The organism is Chitinophagaceae bacterium, assembly GCA_007695095.1.
In the GTDB taxonomy this organism is placed as follows: domain Bacteria; phylum Bacteroidota; class Bacteroidia; order Chitinophagales; family REEL01; genus REEL01.
On sequence record REEL01000109.1, the window covers coordinates 1 to 15738 of the forward strand.

The window sequence follows — 15738 nt, forward strand, 5'->3', positions numbered from 1 at the left end:
TTGAACTGTTCAAAGCTTTGATTGCAATTGTTGCACATAAATAATGCCCTGCAAAGTGTGGGTCCGAATGGGCTGATTAAGTCTGTATTTTCGCTTTTGCAATTTGGGCAGGGAGCATTCATTAAGTCCTCATCGCTAATAGTACCGCAATGTCTTTTTGGAGCTGAAAGTCCAAATTTTTCAAGTTGTTTTAAACCTTTCTCGGTAACTTTATTTGTGTTCCAGGGTGTTTTCATGTCAATTATAACCGTAACATCCTCGAAGCCTGCCTTTTCTATCGTTTCCTGTATGTCTTTTTGCATATAATCAATGGCAGGGCAACCAACAAAAGTAGGCGTCATCCTGACCTCTACCTGATTGTTTTCAAGGATTTTGACACTTGAAATTACCCCTAAATCTACTAAAGAGATAAAAGGAATTTCAGGGTCTTTTACTTCTTCCAGTAATTCCCATATTTGAGATTCTGTTTCCTTAATGTTTTTTTCTTCAATAGTCATAATATTCTCTTTTTCGTTAAACGGAAAAGATTACCATTCAGCGTTTACATCAGTTTTGAAAACTTCTGTCATTTCAGTCATTAGCTTTGCAAGATCATCTGTATGATAGCCATTTCTGCCTCCCATTACCGGGTTTAACTTATCGAGTTCCGGCATTTTTAATCCGGCTTTCTCAATTTCATTTGATATCAATGATATCCATTTTTCTTTAAGCGCCTTTTCCCCAACGAATATATTTTTTTCAATTAATTCATTTTCCATAGGGCTTTCCTCAAAGATTCCTAAAGCATAAGGCATAGAAAAATCAAGCGCTTTCTGCAGCCTGCTATTTGAATCTTCATTACCATTTCCTAATTGATTAATCCATACATTGGCATGCATAACATGGTACTTAAGTTCGCCTCTTACTTTGCGGGAAAGATTTGCCAAAGACTCATTGGATGAGTTTTCTAAAGCATTGAAACGCAAGAAAGATGCATGGTCAAATAAGAAATGACGAATCAGAGCGAAGGCATAATCTTCTGTTGGTAATTCAGTAAAATGACAGCATTTCATGCTTTTAATTTCTCTTTCAAAACCTAATTTATCGGGCACATCCATGCCAAATTCATTATGTAGTATCTTGTAAATTGCCAATGCGTGGCCAATTTTGTCCTGTGCCATGGAAGAAAAAGAAATGTCTTCTTCTAAAATGGGCCCCAACCCTGTCCATTCAGAATTTCTATGACCTAATATTAGTGCATCGTCTGCTGTTTTTAGCATTAACTCCTGTTCCGGTTTCATAATAATTATTTTATAGTTACTGTTGCTCAGCTTCTTGTTTCTTAAAAGTGTTTATTTTATCTCTGACTCTAAAGCCACTGGCGTCTCTGTACTTTTTGTCTTCTGAAGTGTTTGCATCGAATAAATCTTCATCTTCATAAGAAGTAGCCAGTATATCCGAAGTTTTTACAACCCATATATTGCTGCATTTTTTTCTTCTTGCATACTGTTCTTTACCAAAAATCAAAGCCATTTCTGCAGATGGCGCATGTACACTGCCTGCATGTATATGATGGCTGCCTCTTTTTGTTTGATGAAAAATTTCATACGTTTGCCAGCACTCTTTTTTTTCTAACTCAACCTGACCTTTGGGGTTAAGTTTTAATCGGTTTACTCTTGGATCTAATGAACTCATAGTTGATTTTTAAGATAGTGGTATAGTTATTTTTTCTTCCGGTTTCATGAGCGCTTTGCGAACCCATTCGCCATTTTCTTCTGCCCATTTTCTAACGGCAAGGCGTTCCTCATTGCAAGGGCCGTCTCCGTTTATGACTCTAAAGAACTCGTCCCAGTCCGGATCACTAAAGCCCCAAACGCCGGTTTCTTCATTTTTCTTCAGCTTTTCATCAGGAAAGCTTAGCCCCAACTCCCATATTTTAGGAACATAAGAATCTAAAAACTGATTTCTCATGTCGTCATTAGAAGCCATTTTGACTTTCCATTTCATTAACTTTTCAGAATGGACGGAAGTTTTATCCGGTGGACCGAAAAAATGTATCATTGGTTTGTACCAGCGATTCAAGGCGTCCTGTAGCATATCTCTTTGAGCCGGGGTTCCGGTAGCTAATGCAACCAATGCCTCATGTCCTTGTTTTAAATGGAAAGACTCTTCATAACAAATGCGCTCTAAAGCCCGACAGTAAGGACCATAAGAGCCTTTTGAATTAATTAACTGATTGACAATTGCTGCCCCGTCAATTAAAAATCCAATTACCGTTACATCTGCCCAGGTTTTGGCCGGATAATTAAAAACATTTGAATATTTTGATTTCCCGCTTAGCAAGTCGTTTATCATTTCATTTCTTGACTTTCCAAGGGTTTCAGCCGCATTATATAATAAATGAGCATGACCAATTTCATCCTGTACTTTTGCAACCAATGCAAGCTTACGCTTAAAATTTGGTGCTCTGGTAATCCAGGTGCCCTCCGGCAATGAGCCAATAACCTCTGAATGGGCATGCTGCTCTATCATTCTGATTAACTGACGCCTGTATTCAAAAGGCATCCAATCTTCCGGTTCAATTTTTTCTCCGGCTTCAATTTTAGCTTCAAATGCAGCTAACTTCACCGGATCTTCTTCTACCGGTTTCGCTTTTTTTACGTTCTTATCTTCTTGTATATAACCACCACCGTACATATCTTTAGTTTTTAGTTAAAAAATTATTTTCATTCAGGATTCCGTTAAAAAATATATTTGTGAAATTTGTACTCATTTCTTCTGCATCTGCAAACATTGCTACTTTTTTCCAGTCATATAACCAGTTGATGCATGAAAACAGGCTCTGAATGGTAAACCGGATATTTATCTCTTTGAAAGAACCGAGATCAACTCCTTCTTCAAGTATGTTTTCAAACCCTTTTTCATATTTCCTGCGCATAGCTTTGAATTTTGTCAAATTTTCCGCAGAAAGGTATCGCCAGTCATAGAAAAAAACAGCTGAAGCATCAGCATTATTTAAAATCACTTTTATGTGACCTTCTATAGCTTTTTTTAATTTAATTTCAGGAGTGTCATTTTCTATTAACACATCATTAAATGCAGAAAAGAAATCCTTAGCCATTCCAAAGCAAATGTCCTGCAGTATGTTCTCTTTTGACTTTATGTGAGAATATAAGCTTGCAGGTTCGATACCTATATGCTTTGCCAGGTCACGCATGGAAGTTCCGGCATATCCTTTTTCCCTGAAAAGTAAACATGCTGTTTGCCTGATTTGACTTTTTCTATTTAATACTTGTACTTCCATATACACCCTAACGTTCGTTAGGCTAAATTAGTTTAAAAAGCTTTTAAAAAAAATATTTGGGCTTAAAAAAATAAAAAACTTGCCTTTTTCAGTAAGAAAAATTAATTTGAAAAGAAAAAATCATGAGTTTAAACGAATACAATAAGAAAGATAGTCAAAATACATTGGAATCAACTTCTAAAATTAAAAGTGAAAAACATAGCATTGCCGATGTTCGGGAAGAAATCAAGCAGGTAAATGATGATTTTTTTAAAAAATTAAAAGTCAGCAGATTTACTATGGATGAGGTTAAAAAGCTAAAAGCACTTAATCTGCACAGGGATTCTGCTCCAAAAGATTTTTTTAGAGCGTATAAAATAATAGGTATAGATTATAAAGAGCTAACCCTTAAAGATCTACTTTCCAAGGTAAGGCATTTATACAATATTTTCCTGCCTCATATAGAAGATAACACTGTTTATGAAGTATTGAAAGTGTTCAGACCTATAACTCTTCACTTAAATGATGTTTATTCCTTTTTAAAAGACGACATGAACCCTATACAGGCATACTTAGCCGGAAGGGATTTGCGTATTATGCTTAAAAATACGGAGTATTTTATGTCAAAAGCTTAATCTTAAACCGATTAGTTAAGGTAAAATTATTTTGAGTAATTTATCTCAATACAAATAATCTGTCTGCATCTAAGCGGATGAAGATAAAAATCATTACGGTAAAGATGAGCAATGATGATCCACCATAGCTTATAAACGGCAATGGAATTCCAATAATAGGCATCAAACCAATTGTCATTCCAATATTAATTACGATATGCATAAAAATTATGGAGGCAATGGCATAGGCATATATGGCGCTATATCCGGATCGTTGTCTTTCTGCCAAATGTGTTATTCTAAAAAGCAAAAGCAGAAAAAGAGAAAGGAGCGTAATACTTCCCAAAAAGCCGAATTCTTCTCCTATAGTGCAAAAAATAAAATCAGTATTTTGCTCAGGTACAAAATCAAATTTTGTTTGAGTCCCTTGTAAAAAACCTTTTCCGGTTAATCCTCCCGAACCAATTGCTATTTTAGATTGATTTAAATTATATCCTGCACCGAATAAATCCTGCTCAATGCCGAGCAAAACATCTACTCGTTGTTGCTGATGATGCTGTAATACATTTTCATAAAAAAAATGGACCCCAAAGGAATAGCCGCTACTGACAAACAATACGACAATTGTGAGTAAAATAATATTTTTCCTTTTTCGATAAACCCAAATAGAAATGCCGGCCAGTATTGCTAAAACTAAAATAACGTATTCAAAGCCATACATAAGAGAAAGAACAAATAGTATTGAGGCAATTAATCCCAATAAAATATAAATAAAGCTCTGACCGGCTCTGAATAAAACCAGAAAAAAGCATAAAAAAACCAATGCTGTGCCTGTTTCATTTTGAAATATAATGATTACCAGAGGAGTGAAAATTAATAGAAAGGCTTTTAGCTCATTTTTAAAAGAATCTAATGAGTTTTCCGGAACGGATAAAAACCTTGACAGGGCTAAAGCAGTTGTAAGTTTTGCCAGTTCCGGAGTTTGAAAACGCAGCCCCCCGATTTCAAGCCAGGATTTTGATCCGGACACCTCTACGCCGAAGAAAATTGTCACAACCAATAATAGTAATCCGAGGATATAAAGTGGGTATGACAAGAGTGTAAAAAATCGGGTATCAAAGAGTAAAACCACAGCTCCGGCAGCCAGTGAAATCCCAATCCATCTCAACTGTTTTCCTGCGCTGCTTCCAACACTGAACAGCCCGTCTAAATTACCCTGATACTCAACGGCAAAGATTGTCAGCCATCCGATTATCATTAAAATAATCAAGATAAAAATCAGACTTTTGTCCATATATGCTAATCCACTACGGCTGTTCATACTTTTCTATCAGATTAAGATTTAACATTTCTTTTTCGACCGGCTTTTTTAAATCAGAAATACTATCATTCAAATAATATTCCATCATCAGTCCGGCTATAGGAGCAGCTGTACGCCCACCGGACCCGGCATTTTCCACTATAACGGCTATAGAAATTTCAGGATTTTCTTTTGGGGCAAATGCCACAAAAAGGGAGTGCGATTCACCATGCGGATTTTCTGCTGTTCCTGTTTTTCCGCACACCTCTATTCCCTGTATTATAGCTCGCCTGCCGGTTCCTTCCGTAATAGTTCTGTATAGACCCCGAACAATCGGTTCAAAGTGTTTTTCATTAATACCGGCAGAATGCCTTTCCAGAAATTCAGGCCTTTTTTGGCCTGCCATCCCTTCAACTTCTTTTATTAAATGAGGCCTGTAAAAATAGCCTCTGTTTGCAATAAATGCCATCATATTTGCCATTTGAAGCGGTGTTACACTAAGCTCACCCTGTCCGATTCCCAGAGAAATAATAGTCGATGCTCTCCAGCGAAAGTCAGGATAAATTCGGTCATAAAACGCTCTGCCGGGAATAAAACCCGTTTTTTCGTTTGGAATATCAATTCCCAATCGGACACCAAGACCCATTTTATTCATATATCTCTGCCAGTTGTCTATACCTTCCGAGGCATTAGCAAACTTATCCTGTTCAATCGTTCTGCGAAAAATATCACAAAAATAGCTGTTGCAGGAATACATCACGGCATAATCCAAATCACTGGCAGGCGGATGATGACGACATCCTACTCTTAATCTACCCAAGAAATAAGCTCCGCTACAATTATAGGAAGTTTGAGGTGTAATTACGCCATCTTCCAACGCTACTAAAGCCATTAAAGACTTATAAATTGACCCCGGTGGATATTCAGCCATAATAGGCCTGTTGAATAAAGGGTTTAAAGTATCCTGTACTAATTCTCTGAAGTTAGCTCCTCTTTTTCTTCCCGATAAAATATTCGGGTCATAAGACGGGCTGCTTACCAATGCCAGTATTTCACCTGTAGCAGGTTCAATTGCAACAATACTTCCCCTTTTATTTTGCATTAGCTTTTCACCGTATTGCTGCAGTTTTATATCCAATGAACTAATCAGATTTTTTCCGGGAACGGGTAAAGTATCAAAACTTCCTTCAGAAAAAGAGCCCTGCACCCGATTGTGAACATCAACCAGATAATAGGCAACGCCCCTTTGTCCTCTCAGGTGCTCTTCATAAGATTGTTCTATACCTGTTACTCCTATATAATCTCCTGAGCGATAATATCTGCCGGAGGCCTGTATTTGACTTTCATTTACTTCGCCTATATAACCTAAAATATTAGCTGCCGCCTTAAAAGGATATTTTCTTACTGTTCTGGATTCAGCAAAAAATCCGGGAAAATGATGAAGATATTCCTGCAAACCGGCAAACTCTTCCGCAGAAAGTTGAGAAAGAAAAACGGAGGGCTTAAAAAAAGAATACCTTCTTGCTCTTTGAATAGAAGATTCAATAAACTCTTTTTCAATATTCAGAAGATTTACCAGTCTTAAGGTATCAAAAGCACGAATTTGGTTAGGGACAACCTTTAAATCATATCCTGCATCATTAACAACTATCAGATTGCCGTTTCTGTCATAAATCAATCCTCGGGAAGGGTAAATAGTAGATTTTCTGATTACATTAGTACTTGCTCTGTCTTTATATTGTTTGTCAATTATCTGTAAATGAAATAGCTTAATCAGATAAATAAACACTACTGCTGAAAAAATAATCCAGATTATCCACTTTCTTTGAGTATACTTCTGAACTAACACTTATAGAATTTATTTTTCTGATGGCTTAAAGAGAAAAGATAACAACATTATTATAAAAACTGAGAAAAAGGTACTAAATATTGTCTTGAAGAGTATAAAAATTATGCGGTTTAATGAAAATATTTCCCAACTAAAAAAAACTAAATGATGCAGAAAAAGAAGCATAAAGCTATAAAAGAAGAACCACTGGACACCCGGATTATTGATTCCGGGGACATTGTCTTCCCCATAGCCGATTGGTGGCTCAAGCAGGCGAATCGTATTATTTCTGAAAAATGCCAACACAAGCATTGCTGATGCATGCATTCCTCCGGTATTTGACAATATGTCCATTATTAAACCAATGCCAAAACCTAAAAACATCAAACCCCATTTAGACATTTTAAATGGCATAATTAGCAAGAGCAATGGATAAATCATTGGAAAGATATAATAGGAGAAAGCAATTCTGTCTAACAAAAAACTTTGCATAAAAATCAATGCTGCACCGATAAAAATCCAGTTAAGTACTCTTTTCATCGAAAAATTTTACTTTTGAATCGTAACATACAAGAGTTAATCCTGCTGCTATTCTTAGTTTTATATGAAAGATAGTTTTTCATTTAAGCTTTCATTGATATTGATTATTCAAGTCCAGAATCTCTTCTTTATCATTATGTCTGATAACATATACATAGCTCAACTTTTGAAAAATAGTAGCATATTCAAGCTTTATTGTCAGGAAGTTAGCGCCTCTTTCTTCATTAACGTCTGTGACCGTTCCAATCGGTATTCCTGCCGGAAAAATAGCAGAAAAGCCACTGGTTAAGATTTCTTCTCCTACAGTCACATTTACATGAGGTGGAATATCTTTTAAAAACCCTTTTTGAAGATTAGATCTTTTCCAGACAAGCTGACCGGTATATCCACTGTTTGATAGCCTGCCGCTAATTCTGCTTTCAAGATGCAGCAAGCTGATACAAAGAGCATAGTTGTCAGAGACATCTACCACTATTCCCGCTACTCCGTGTTTACTAATAATTCCGTCATCCGGCTGTATTCCCTGATTAGCTCCTACGTCTATAGTGAAATAATTCCTTTGACTAAAAACACTGTTACGGATTACATTGGCAGGTATCATATCATACTTTCTGTTCAAAGTGTCCTGATTTGCAAATAAAACTGCCTTTTCGAGACCTTCAGTACTGTTGAAGAGCATATTGTACAGGGCGGCATTCTCAGCTAGAATACTGTCATTAACTTCTTTAAGATTTACATAATGTAATACACTGCTTAATTGCCTATCCAATGACCCTGCTACATAATTGGAACGATTGATGAAATGAGCTTTTTGGTAAGGTTGGTAATTGAAAATCAGCGTAATGGCTATTAACTGTAAAATAATAAACCAAATGGCCGCATGATTTTTAATCAAAAAGCGTATAAAATTTTGCATAGCAAGCGGAAGTTAACACATTATTGCGACAGTAAAGGTAATCATTACTGAAATCTTTTTTAACCAAAACATAACTTCCTTTTAACCTTAATTACTAAGGTTCCGGCAATTTATTTCATCAGGAATGAAAAGCGGTTGATGTTTTTAAGCGCGATACCGGTTCCTCTTACTACAGCCCTCAATGGATCGTCTGCAATATGTACAGGAAGCTTAGTTTTTTGAGAAATTCGCTTATCCAGTCCTCTGATTAATGCTCCCCCTCCGGTTAAATACAAGCCTGTTCTGTAAATATCGGCGGCTAATTCCGGTGGAGTCATCTCCAAAGCTTTTAACACGGCCTCTTCAATTTTTGATATTGATTTATCTATAGCTTGTGCTATTTCTGTATAGCTTATTTCTATTTGTTTGGGAATGCCGGTCATTAAATCTCTTCCATTTACTGCATAATCTTCAGGAGGGTCTTCTAATTCCAAAAGAGCGCTCCCGACTTTAATTTTAATATTATCTGCTGTTCTTTCGCCTATTAAAATATTATGCTGTCTTCTCATGTAGTCAATGATGTCAAGGGTAAACTCATCCCCTGCAACCCGTATCGATTGGTCACATACAATTCCGGAAAGTGCGATAACAGCAATTTCAGTAGTACCACCACCGATATCAATAATCATATTTCCAACCGGTTCTTCCACATCAATTCCAATACCGATAGCGGCTGCCATAGGTTCGTGAATCAGGCGAACATCTCGGCCTCCTGCATGTTCTGCGGAATCTTTTACTGCTCTTTTTTCCACTTCTGTAATACCAGAAGGAATGCAAATAACCATAGTATAAGAAGGGGTAAAAAAAGGATTTTTCTTGTAAAGCATTTTAATCATTTCCCTGATCATACCTTCTGCTGCATTAAAGTCAGCAATTACACCATCTTTCAGTGGTCTGATAGTCCGAATGTTTTCATGCGTCTTTTCGTGCATTTGCATGGCCTTACTGCCGACCGCGATTATTTTATCAGTTGCTCTGTTAATTGCGACTATGGAAGGCTCATCCACAACAACTTTATCTTTATAAATTATAAGGGTATTTGCCGTACCTAAATCAATGGCAATTTCATGATGTAGAAAATTAAATAGCGCCATTTGGGGTTGTATTTCTTAATGAATAATTTTTTTTCATGTAACGTTCTAAAGCTTTTTTTAATGTTTAAAATGTCGGATTCCGGTAAAAACCATACTCAGACTATGTTGATTACAAACGTCTATTGTTTCCTGATCTCTCACAGAACCTCCGGGTTGAATTACAGCCTTAATTCCTTCCTCTGCGGCAATTTCTACCGAGTCTGAAAAGGGGAAAAATGCATCCGAAGCCATTACAGCACCTTTAAGGTCCAGACCAAATTCCCGGGCTTTTGCAATGGCTTGCTTCAAAGCATCTACACGAGAAGTCTGACCGCAACCGGATCCCAGCAATTGATTATTTCGAACCAATACTATTGCATTGGATTTCAAATGCTTAACTACTTTTTGAGCAAAAATTAAGTCTTTCACTTCCTGCTCTGACGGTGACTGATTTGTCACTTTTTTAAAAGTATTTTCTGTAATATCAAAGTTATCTTTCTCCTGCCATAAAACACCTCCCAGAGCAGACCTAAATTGATCTTCACTTTCAGGATAATTTTTCAGACGCAGTAAAATACGATTTTTTTTGCTTTTTAAAATTTCTAAAGCTTCCTTTTCATATTCCGGAGCTATTAAAACTTCTAAAAAGAGTGTATTTATAATTTCAGCTAAATTCTTATCCACTGTGCGGTTTAAAACAATCACACCTCCAAATGCTGATACCGGATCTCCTTCCAGTGCTTTTTCATAAGCTTTTTGAATGCTGCTTTCGGTAGCCAGCCCACAAGCATTGTTGTGCTTTACAATCACCGCTGCAGGTTCACTAAATTCTTTAGAAAAGGCCAGTGCATTATCTATATCGAGCAAATTATTATAAGAAAGCTGTTTGCCGTGTAATTGCTCCCAAAGGGTATCCATTTTCCCATAAAAAACGCCTTTTTGGTGCGGGTTTTCTCCATACCGAAGAGTTGATGAAGGCTGAAAGGTTCTTTGAAAAACCTCTTTTTTGTTTTCGTTAAAATAATTAAAAATGTGCCTGTCGTACTCTGAACTCTTAAAAAAGGCTTCCAAAGCAAATTCTTTTCGTTGTTCAATAGTTAAAGCACCTTCTTGATTTTTCAAAAATGAAGCGAGCTTTTGATACTGTGATTTATCGGAAATAATAGCGGTATCCTCATAATTTTTTGCAGCTGCCCGAATTAAGGAAATGCCTCCAATGTCAATTTTTTCAATAATTTCTTTATTTTCTGCTCCACTTTTAACCGTATCTTCAAAAGGATATAAATCAACGATTACTAAATCAATCTCCGGAATGTTGTATTCTTCAAGTGTTTCTACATCATTCTTTTCAGAACGACGAGCTAATATGCCACCAAAAATTTTCGGATGTAGTGTTTTAACGCGCCCGCCCAATATTGAAGGATATTCTGTAAGGTCCTCAACTGCATGGACTTCTATAGATTTTGATTCAATAAATTTTTGAGTTCCTCCCGTAGAATAAATTTTTACCTTGTTTTCATTTAAACACTTTAAAATCTCATCGAGACCTTCTTTATGAAATACAGAAACAAGAGCGGATTTAATCTTTTTCAATCTTACTTTTTTAAACACTATTTAATTACACAAATTTATTGATAATCGGTGATTATTACCTTATAATGTCTAAAAAATAAAACCAAAAGGCATAAGTTTATTTTTTTAATGTATTTCTTTAAAAAAACATTCTTTTTGGATTAAATATTTAAGGAGTGTTTTTAAATTCTGCAAAGAAAAAGGTGTACGATTGTATAAATTTTTCTCTATATAACAATAAATAAACAATCTTCAATGCACAAAAAGTTAATAGACAATACCTTATGCTAAAAGACAGTCATCAAAATGAAGAAATTTATTAAAACACTCTTTAGCAGTAATAAAAAGATATTTCGGGAAATTACAAGGGTTAATCATGTATGGTAGCTCCGAAATCGTCTTTAAACTCTTTTTCAAAAAAGAACTTTTCTTCTCCGAATGCGGGCTTAAGATCACTTACCCAAACAGCTTTTTCATCATATTCAGCAAAGAAGGGTTTGCATACCCAATCGGGGTTTCGTCCCTGCAACATTCTGAGTGCCATAACTTTTTTTCCATTTATTTCAGAAACACCCAACATTTGAACTTTCCCGGGATTTGACGACATACTTGGTCCACGAACCGTTCGGCAAATACCACTCACTTTTTGATATGCATCTCTGAAAATATTCCAGGCTTTGACTAAAGGAATATTAAAATAATGCTGTGCGCCGGTATCCCTTACGACAAACATATAGTAAGGAATGATTCCTAAATCAACTTGCTTTCGCCACATTTCAGCCCAAACGTTTGCATCATCATTTATATGATTGAGCAATGGCGACTGAGATCTGATTTGAGCACCGGTAGAGGTAACTCTTTTAATTGCTTGCTGCACAGCTGGTGTTGAAAGCTCTACAGGATGATTAAAATGTGACATAATGGCCAGCACTTTTCCGGATTTTACGACTTTTTCAAATACCCGTAATAATTCATCTGCGTCATCATCTGTAGTGAATTTATAAGGCCAGTATCCAAGAGCTTTTGTCCCTAACCTGATTGTATGTAAGTTTGGCAAATCAGCATCTATAAGCGCTTCGAGGTAGTTTGCCAATAACTTTGTCTTCATAATTAAAGGGTCTCCTCCCGTAAAAAGCACATCTGTAACTTCGGGGTGAGCTTTGAGATATTTTACCAGCAACTCTGTCTCACGCATGGCAAATTTTAGCTCATCCATACCCACAAACTGGGGCCATCTGAAGCAAAAGGTGCAATATGCATGACAGGTTTGTCCCTGACTGGGGAAAAACAATAAGGTTTCTCTGTATTTATGCTGTACGCCGGTGAGTTTAACACCATCTATTTCAGGCACATTAAGCTCTACCTGACCAGCAGGATGGGGATTTAGTTCCAGCCTTATTTCATGAGCAACTTTTTTAAGTTCAACTTTGTTCAAACCGCTTTCCATAGCACTTTTCATCTTATTGTAATGCTCCGGCAATAACATGTCTTTTTGAGGAAAATTTAAAACAAAAATGGGATCTTCAGGTATGTTATCCCAATTTATCAGCTCATTGACTACGTAATTATTTGTTTTAAATGGAAGTACATTCCCAACGACCTCAATAGCTTCAATTTGTTCATCCGTCAGGCGGGCTACCTGGGGTATTTTTTTGTAGTTGTGTAATGCATACGAACGGTATTTTTCCGATTGTATAACTTCTGTTCCATTAGAAATATCTGTTCTTATCAAATCATCTCCTTTTTTAGAATTCAAAAAATTTGGACTGCAAAAATAGAAAAAATTAACGAATTATGTTAAACAGGGTCAATGCAGATTATTATTAGCCTTATTTTAACGGCATTTTTAACCGCTTTGTTTAGTGAAAAAGCGGATATAAATAATTTTTTTTATTGTTTGCTACCATGCCTCTTCTAAAAAAGGGCTTTTAAAATATAAATTGCATTAAGGATTAGAAATAATCTGTCAGGAAAATTAAATTTGCATAAATACTCAGAAATGTATTCTAAGGAAGAACAAAAAGAAATTTCAAATCTCACGGATAGCTTGTTAAAACAGAAAGAGTCTTTTTTTAAAAAGGAAAACCCTGTTGAAGAGCTGTCCTTACTTAAGAGGGTTGTGCTGTTTCACGATTGGCGTTACTATATTTTATCTGAGCCACTTATCTCCGATTTTGAGTATGATTCCCTGTTTAAGTTGCTCCAAAAAATCGAAAGTGAAAATCCGGATTTAATTACCGATGACAGCCCTACCCAAAGAGTTGGTGGAGGCATTACCGATGATTTTCCACCGGTGGCACATTTGCTCCCTATGTTATCTTTGGATAATTCATACTCTTCCGAGGACCTTAACAACTGGAAAACAAGATTAGAGAGGTTTGTTAAGGAACAGGATATAACTTTTACCGCAGAGCCCAAATACGATGGGTCCAGTATTGCTTTAGTCTACGAAAATGACAAACTAATAAGAGTAGCAACCCGTGGAGACGGACAAAGCGGTGAAGAAATCACTATGAATGCAAAGGTTTTAAAAAGCCTACCTCTCAAAGCTGCTTTTTCCCGATATGGTATTCACAAAGCTGAACTCAGAGGTGAGGTATTAATATCTAAAGAAAAGTTTGAACAGTTAAATAATCAAAGGTTAGAGGAGGGGCTTACTTTATTAGCAAATCCCAGAAATGCCGCTTCCGGAGCTTTGCGCTTAAAAGACAGCTCTGAAGTTTCAAAAAGAAGTTTGGAAGCTTTTATTTATCAGCTGGCCTTTGCGGAGGATTCGTCCGGGAATAACCTACTTTTAGAGAAAATACCGGATCATAAGTCAAGTCTGGATATTCTTTACTCTTTAGGGTTCAAAATTCCTAAAAAAGAATTTGGTCATTTTCAGTCAATAAACGAGGTGGTAAATTTTTGTGCCGGTTGGGAAGAAAAAAGAGATGCATATCCATTTGAAATTGACGGCATTGTAGTGAAAGTCAATGAGTATAAATATCAGCAATTAGCCGGAAGCACTTCTCATCATCCCAGATGGGCAATTGCCTATAAATTCAAAGCTCGTCAGGCCACTACCCGATTAGAAAGAATTGAATTTCAGGTTGGCAGAACAGGAGCGGTTACACCGGTAGCGAAGGTTAGTCCGGTTTCCTTAGCCGGAGTTACGGTAACATCCATTTCAATGTTTAATGAGGATTTTATAAAAGATAAAGACATTCGCATAGGCGATAAGGTGTTGATTGAGCGAGCGGGAGATGTAATTCCATACGTTGTAAAATCATTGGAAGATGTGAGAGACGGAAGTGAAAAGGTCATTGAATTTCCGGATAGTTGTCCAAGTTGCCACTCAAAGTTAACAAGACCTGAAGGAGAAGCGGTAAGCCGCTGCATAAATGCTCTTTGTCCGGCTCAGTTAGTTGAAAAGCTTATTCATTTTGTGTCAAAAGATGCAATGGATATCAGAGGTCTGGGCGAATCGCTAATAAAGCGCTTTTATGAAATGGATGTGCTAAAAACAATTCCGGATATATATACTATTGATTTTGATAAAGTCAGAACACTGGAAGGTTTTGGAGAAAAGTCAGTAGAAAATTTAGAGAAAGCCATTTTAAAATCAAAAAAAGCACCCTTATACAGACTAATTTTTGGATTGGGTATTCGGTTTGTCGGTTTGAGGACAGCTAAAAATCTGGCTGCTGAAATAGAGGATTTGAATGAATTGACCGTGCTAACCGAAGAACAGCTTCTGGAAATAGAAGATATCGGGCCAAAAGTCGCAGGAAGTATTCTCGACTTTTTCTCTGTAGATGAAAACAAAGCTATGATTCAAAGGCTTGAAGACTTAGGTTTAAACATAGTTTCTGACAAATCTTCTCTGAAGCAAGAGAATCTGCCTTTTTCCGGAAAAACATTCTTATTTACCGGTTCACTGGAAACCTTCAGCAGAAAAGAAGCCGCGGATCTGGTAGAATCTCTCGGGGGAAAAACAATTAGTGCAGTAAGTAAAAACCTTAACTATTTGGTCGTGGGAGCTTCTCCCGGATCTAAACTTACAAAAGCTGAAAAGATAGAGGAAATTAGTATTCTCAGTGAAGAAGAATTTAAAAACATGATAGAAACCATTAACAAATAAAATGCAAACAAAAAAGACGTTTCCGGTAGTTTTAATATGGCTATTCCTTTTTCTTTCTTATCCAACTTTAAATTTACAGGGACAAAACGATAATACCTATCAGTTAAGTTGGCGATTGAGCGGAACTATGGGTGGTGCCGGTCTGGCAGGAAGTGGATTGGCCGAATACCTGAAACATAGAAAAGATACTTTAACACATACACAGATTGAGCTTCACAATGCTGAAGATATTTGGTGGCCGGACAGAATCTCTACCCGATACTGGTCTCCAACTTCGATAAAACTCAGTGATATAGGTATGACTACCGGATTTGCCATGCCATTGAGTATGCTGTTTGACAGCTCTATCAGAAGTGAAGGCTGGGAAATCACCGGAATGTATCTGCAAACATTTTTACTGACATATACGCTTACGGCACTTACAAAAGAAATTACCAAAAGGAGCAGGCCCTTTGTTTACAATCCGCATGC

Annotated in this window: 15 protein-coding genes; 3 read left to right on the forward strand and 12 right to left on the reverse strand. The window is 36.6% G+C overall.

Annotated features, from left to right (window positions below):
• The 5 genes from paaJ to EA412_07010 all read right to left on the reverse strand — a co-directional run.
• The coding region (gene paaJ / locus EA412_06990) for a phenylacetate-CoA oxygenase subunit PaaJ (GenBank protein ID TVR79100.1) at positions 1-476 on the reverse strand (476 nt) is incomplete at its 3' end.
• Positions 477-527: 51 nt separating this feature from the next.
• Positions 528-1280, reverse strand: coding sequence for a phenylacetate-CoA oxygenase subunit PaaI (gene paaI, locus EA412_06995; protein ID TVR79089.1), 753 nt, complete (start codon positions 1278-1280; stop codon positions 528-530).
• A gap of 16 nt (positions 1281-1296) precedes the next feature.
• On the reverse strand, positions 1297-1674 hold the full coding sequence (locus tag EA412_07000; protein TVR79090.1) for a 1,2-phenylacetyl-CoA epoxidase subunit B: 378 nt from the start codon (positions 1672-1674) through the stop codon (positions 1297-1299).
• Positions 1675-1683: 9 nt separating this feature from the next.
• Positions 1684-2676 (reverse strand): 1,2-phenylacetyl-CoA epoxidase subunit A, encoded by a 993-nt coding sequence (locus EA412_07005; GenBank protein TVR79091.1) that lies wholly within the window; start codon positions 2674-2676, stop codon positions 1684-1686.
• 4 nt (positions 2677-2680) lie between these two features.
• Positions 2681-3283: a TetR/AcrR family transcriptional regulator gene (locus EA412_07010; GenBank protein ID TVR79092.1), complete on the reverse strand. Its 603-nt coding sequence runs from the start codon at positions 3281-3283 to the stop codon at positions 2681-2683.
• Positions 3284-3405: 122 nt separating this feature from the next.
• On the opposite strand from EA412_07010, the gene EA412_07015 reads away from it, so the two are divergent.
• Positions 3406-3897: a hypothetical protein gene (locus EA412_07015; GenBank protein ID TVR79093.1), complete on the forward strand. Its 492-nt coding sequence runs from the start codon at positions 3406-3408 to the stop codon at positions 3895-3897.
• Between the two features lie 40 nt (positions 3898-3937).
• On the opposite strand, the gene EA412_07020 is transcribed toward EA412_07015, so the two are convergent.
• The 7 genes from EA412_07020 to EA412_07050 form a co-directional block, all read right to left on the reverse strand.
• Positions 3938-5197 (reverse strand): rod shape-determining protein RodA, encoded by a 1260-nt coding sequence (locus tag EA412_07020; protein ID TVR79094.1) that lies wholly within the window; start codon positions 5195-5197, stop codon positions 3938-3940.
• Complete coding sequence (mrdA, locus tag EA412_07025; GenBank protein ID TVR79101.1) at positions 5184-6992, reverse strand: penicillin-binding protein 2; 1809 nt, start codon at positions 6990-6992, stop codon at positions 5184-5186. Before mrdA ends, EA412_07020 begins: the two co-directional genes overlap by 14 nt.
• A gap of 42 nt (positions 6993-7034) precedes the next feature.
• Positions 7035-7544 (reverse strand): rod shape-determining protein MreD, encoded by a 510-nt coding sequence (gene mreD, locus EA412_07030; protein TVR79095.1) that lies wholly within the window; start codon positions 7542-7544, stop codon positions 7035-7037.
• Between the two features lie 91 nt (positions 7545-7635).
• Positions 7636-8460: a rod shape-determining protein MreC gene (gene mreC / locus EA412_07035; protein ID TVR79096.1), complete on the reverse strand. Its 825-nt coding sequence runs from the start codon at positions 8458-8460 to the stop codon at positions 7636-7638.
• Positions 8461-8570: 110 nt separating this feature from the next.
• Entirely contained in the window at positions 8571-9593 is a 1023-nt protein-coding gene (locus tag EA412_07040; protein TVR79097.1) for a rod shape-determining protein, read from the reverse strand.
• 57 nt (positions 9594-9650) lie between these two features.
• Entirely contained in the window at positions 9651-11165 is a 1515-nt protein-coding gene (gene purH, locus EA412_07045; GenBank protein ID TVR79102.1) for a bifunctional phosphoribosylaminoimidazolecarboxamide formyltransferase/IMP cyclohydrolase PurH, read from the reverse strand.
• A gap of 349 nt (positions 11166-11514) precedes the next feature.
• Positions 11515-12861: a lysine 2,3-aminomutase gene (locus EA412_07050; GenBank protein TVR79103.1), complete on the reverse strand. Its 1347-nt coding sequence runs from the start codon at positions 12859-12861 to the stop codon at positions 11515-11517.
• A gap of 282 nt (positions 12862-13143) precedes the next feature.
• Here EA412_07050 and ligA point away from each other — a divergent pair, with 282 nt between their 5' ends.
• A complete protein-coding gene (gene ligA / locus EA412_07055; protein TVR79098.1) occupies positions 13144-15267 on the forward strand; it encodes a DNA ligase (NAD(+)) LigA in 2124 nt (707 codons plus the stop codon).
• A 1-nt stretch (position 15268) separates the two neighbouring features.
• Positions 15269-15738 (forward strand): hypothetical protein (locus tag EA412_07060; protein TVR79099.1); only part of this gene is annotated, 470 nt, incomplete at its 3' end.

Coding starts and splice junctions, on each gene's coding strand:
- paaI (TVR79089.1), bottom strand. CDS start 1,280: ATGAAACCGGAACAGGAGTTAATGCTAAAAACAGCAGACGATGCACTA.
- EA412_07000 (TVR79090.1), bottom strand. CDS start 1,674: ATGAGTTCATTAGATCCAAGAGTAAACCGATTAAAACTTAACCCCAAA.
- EA412_07005 (TVR79091.1), bottom strand. CDS start 2,676: ATGTACGGTGGTGGTTATATACAAGAAGATAAGAACGTAAAAAAAGCG.
- EA412_07010 (TVR79092.1), bottom strand. CDS start 3,283: ATGGAAGTACAAGTATTAAATAGAAAAAGTCAAATCAGGCAAACAGCA.
- EA412_07015 (TVR79093.1), top strand. CDS start 3,406: ATGAGTTTAAACGAATACAATAAGAAAGATAGTCAAAATACATTGGAA.
- EA412_07020 (TVR79094.1), bottom strand. CDS start 5,197: ATGAACAGCCGTAGTGGATTAGCATATATGGACAAAAGTCTGATTTTT.
- mreD (TVR79095.1), bottom strand. CDS start 7,544: ATGAAAAGAGTACTTAACTGGATTTTTATCGGTGCAGCATTGATTTTT.
- mreC (TVR79096.1), bottom strand. CDS start 8,460: ATGCAAAATTTTATACGCTTTTTGATTAAAAATCATGCGGCCATTTGG.
- EA412_07040 (TVR79097.1), bottom strand. CDS start 9,593: ATGGCGCTATTTAATTTTCTACATCATGAAATTGCCATTGATTTAGGT.
- ligA (TVR79098.1), top strand. CDS start 13,144: ATGTATTCTAAGGAAGAACAAAAAGAAATTTCAAATCTCACGGATAGC.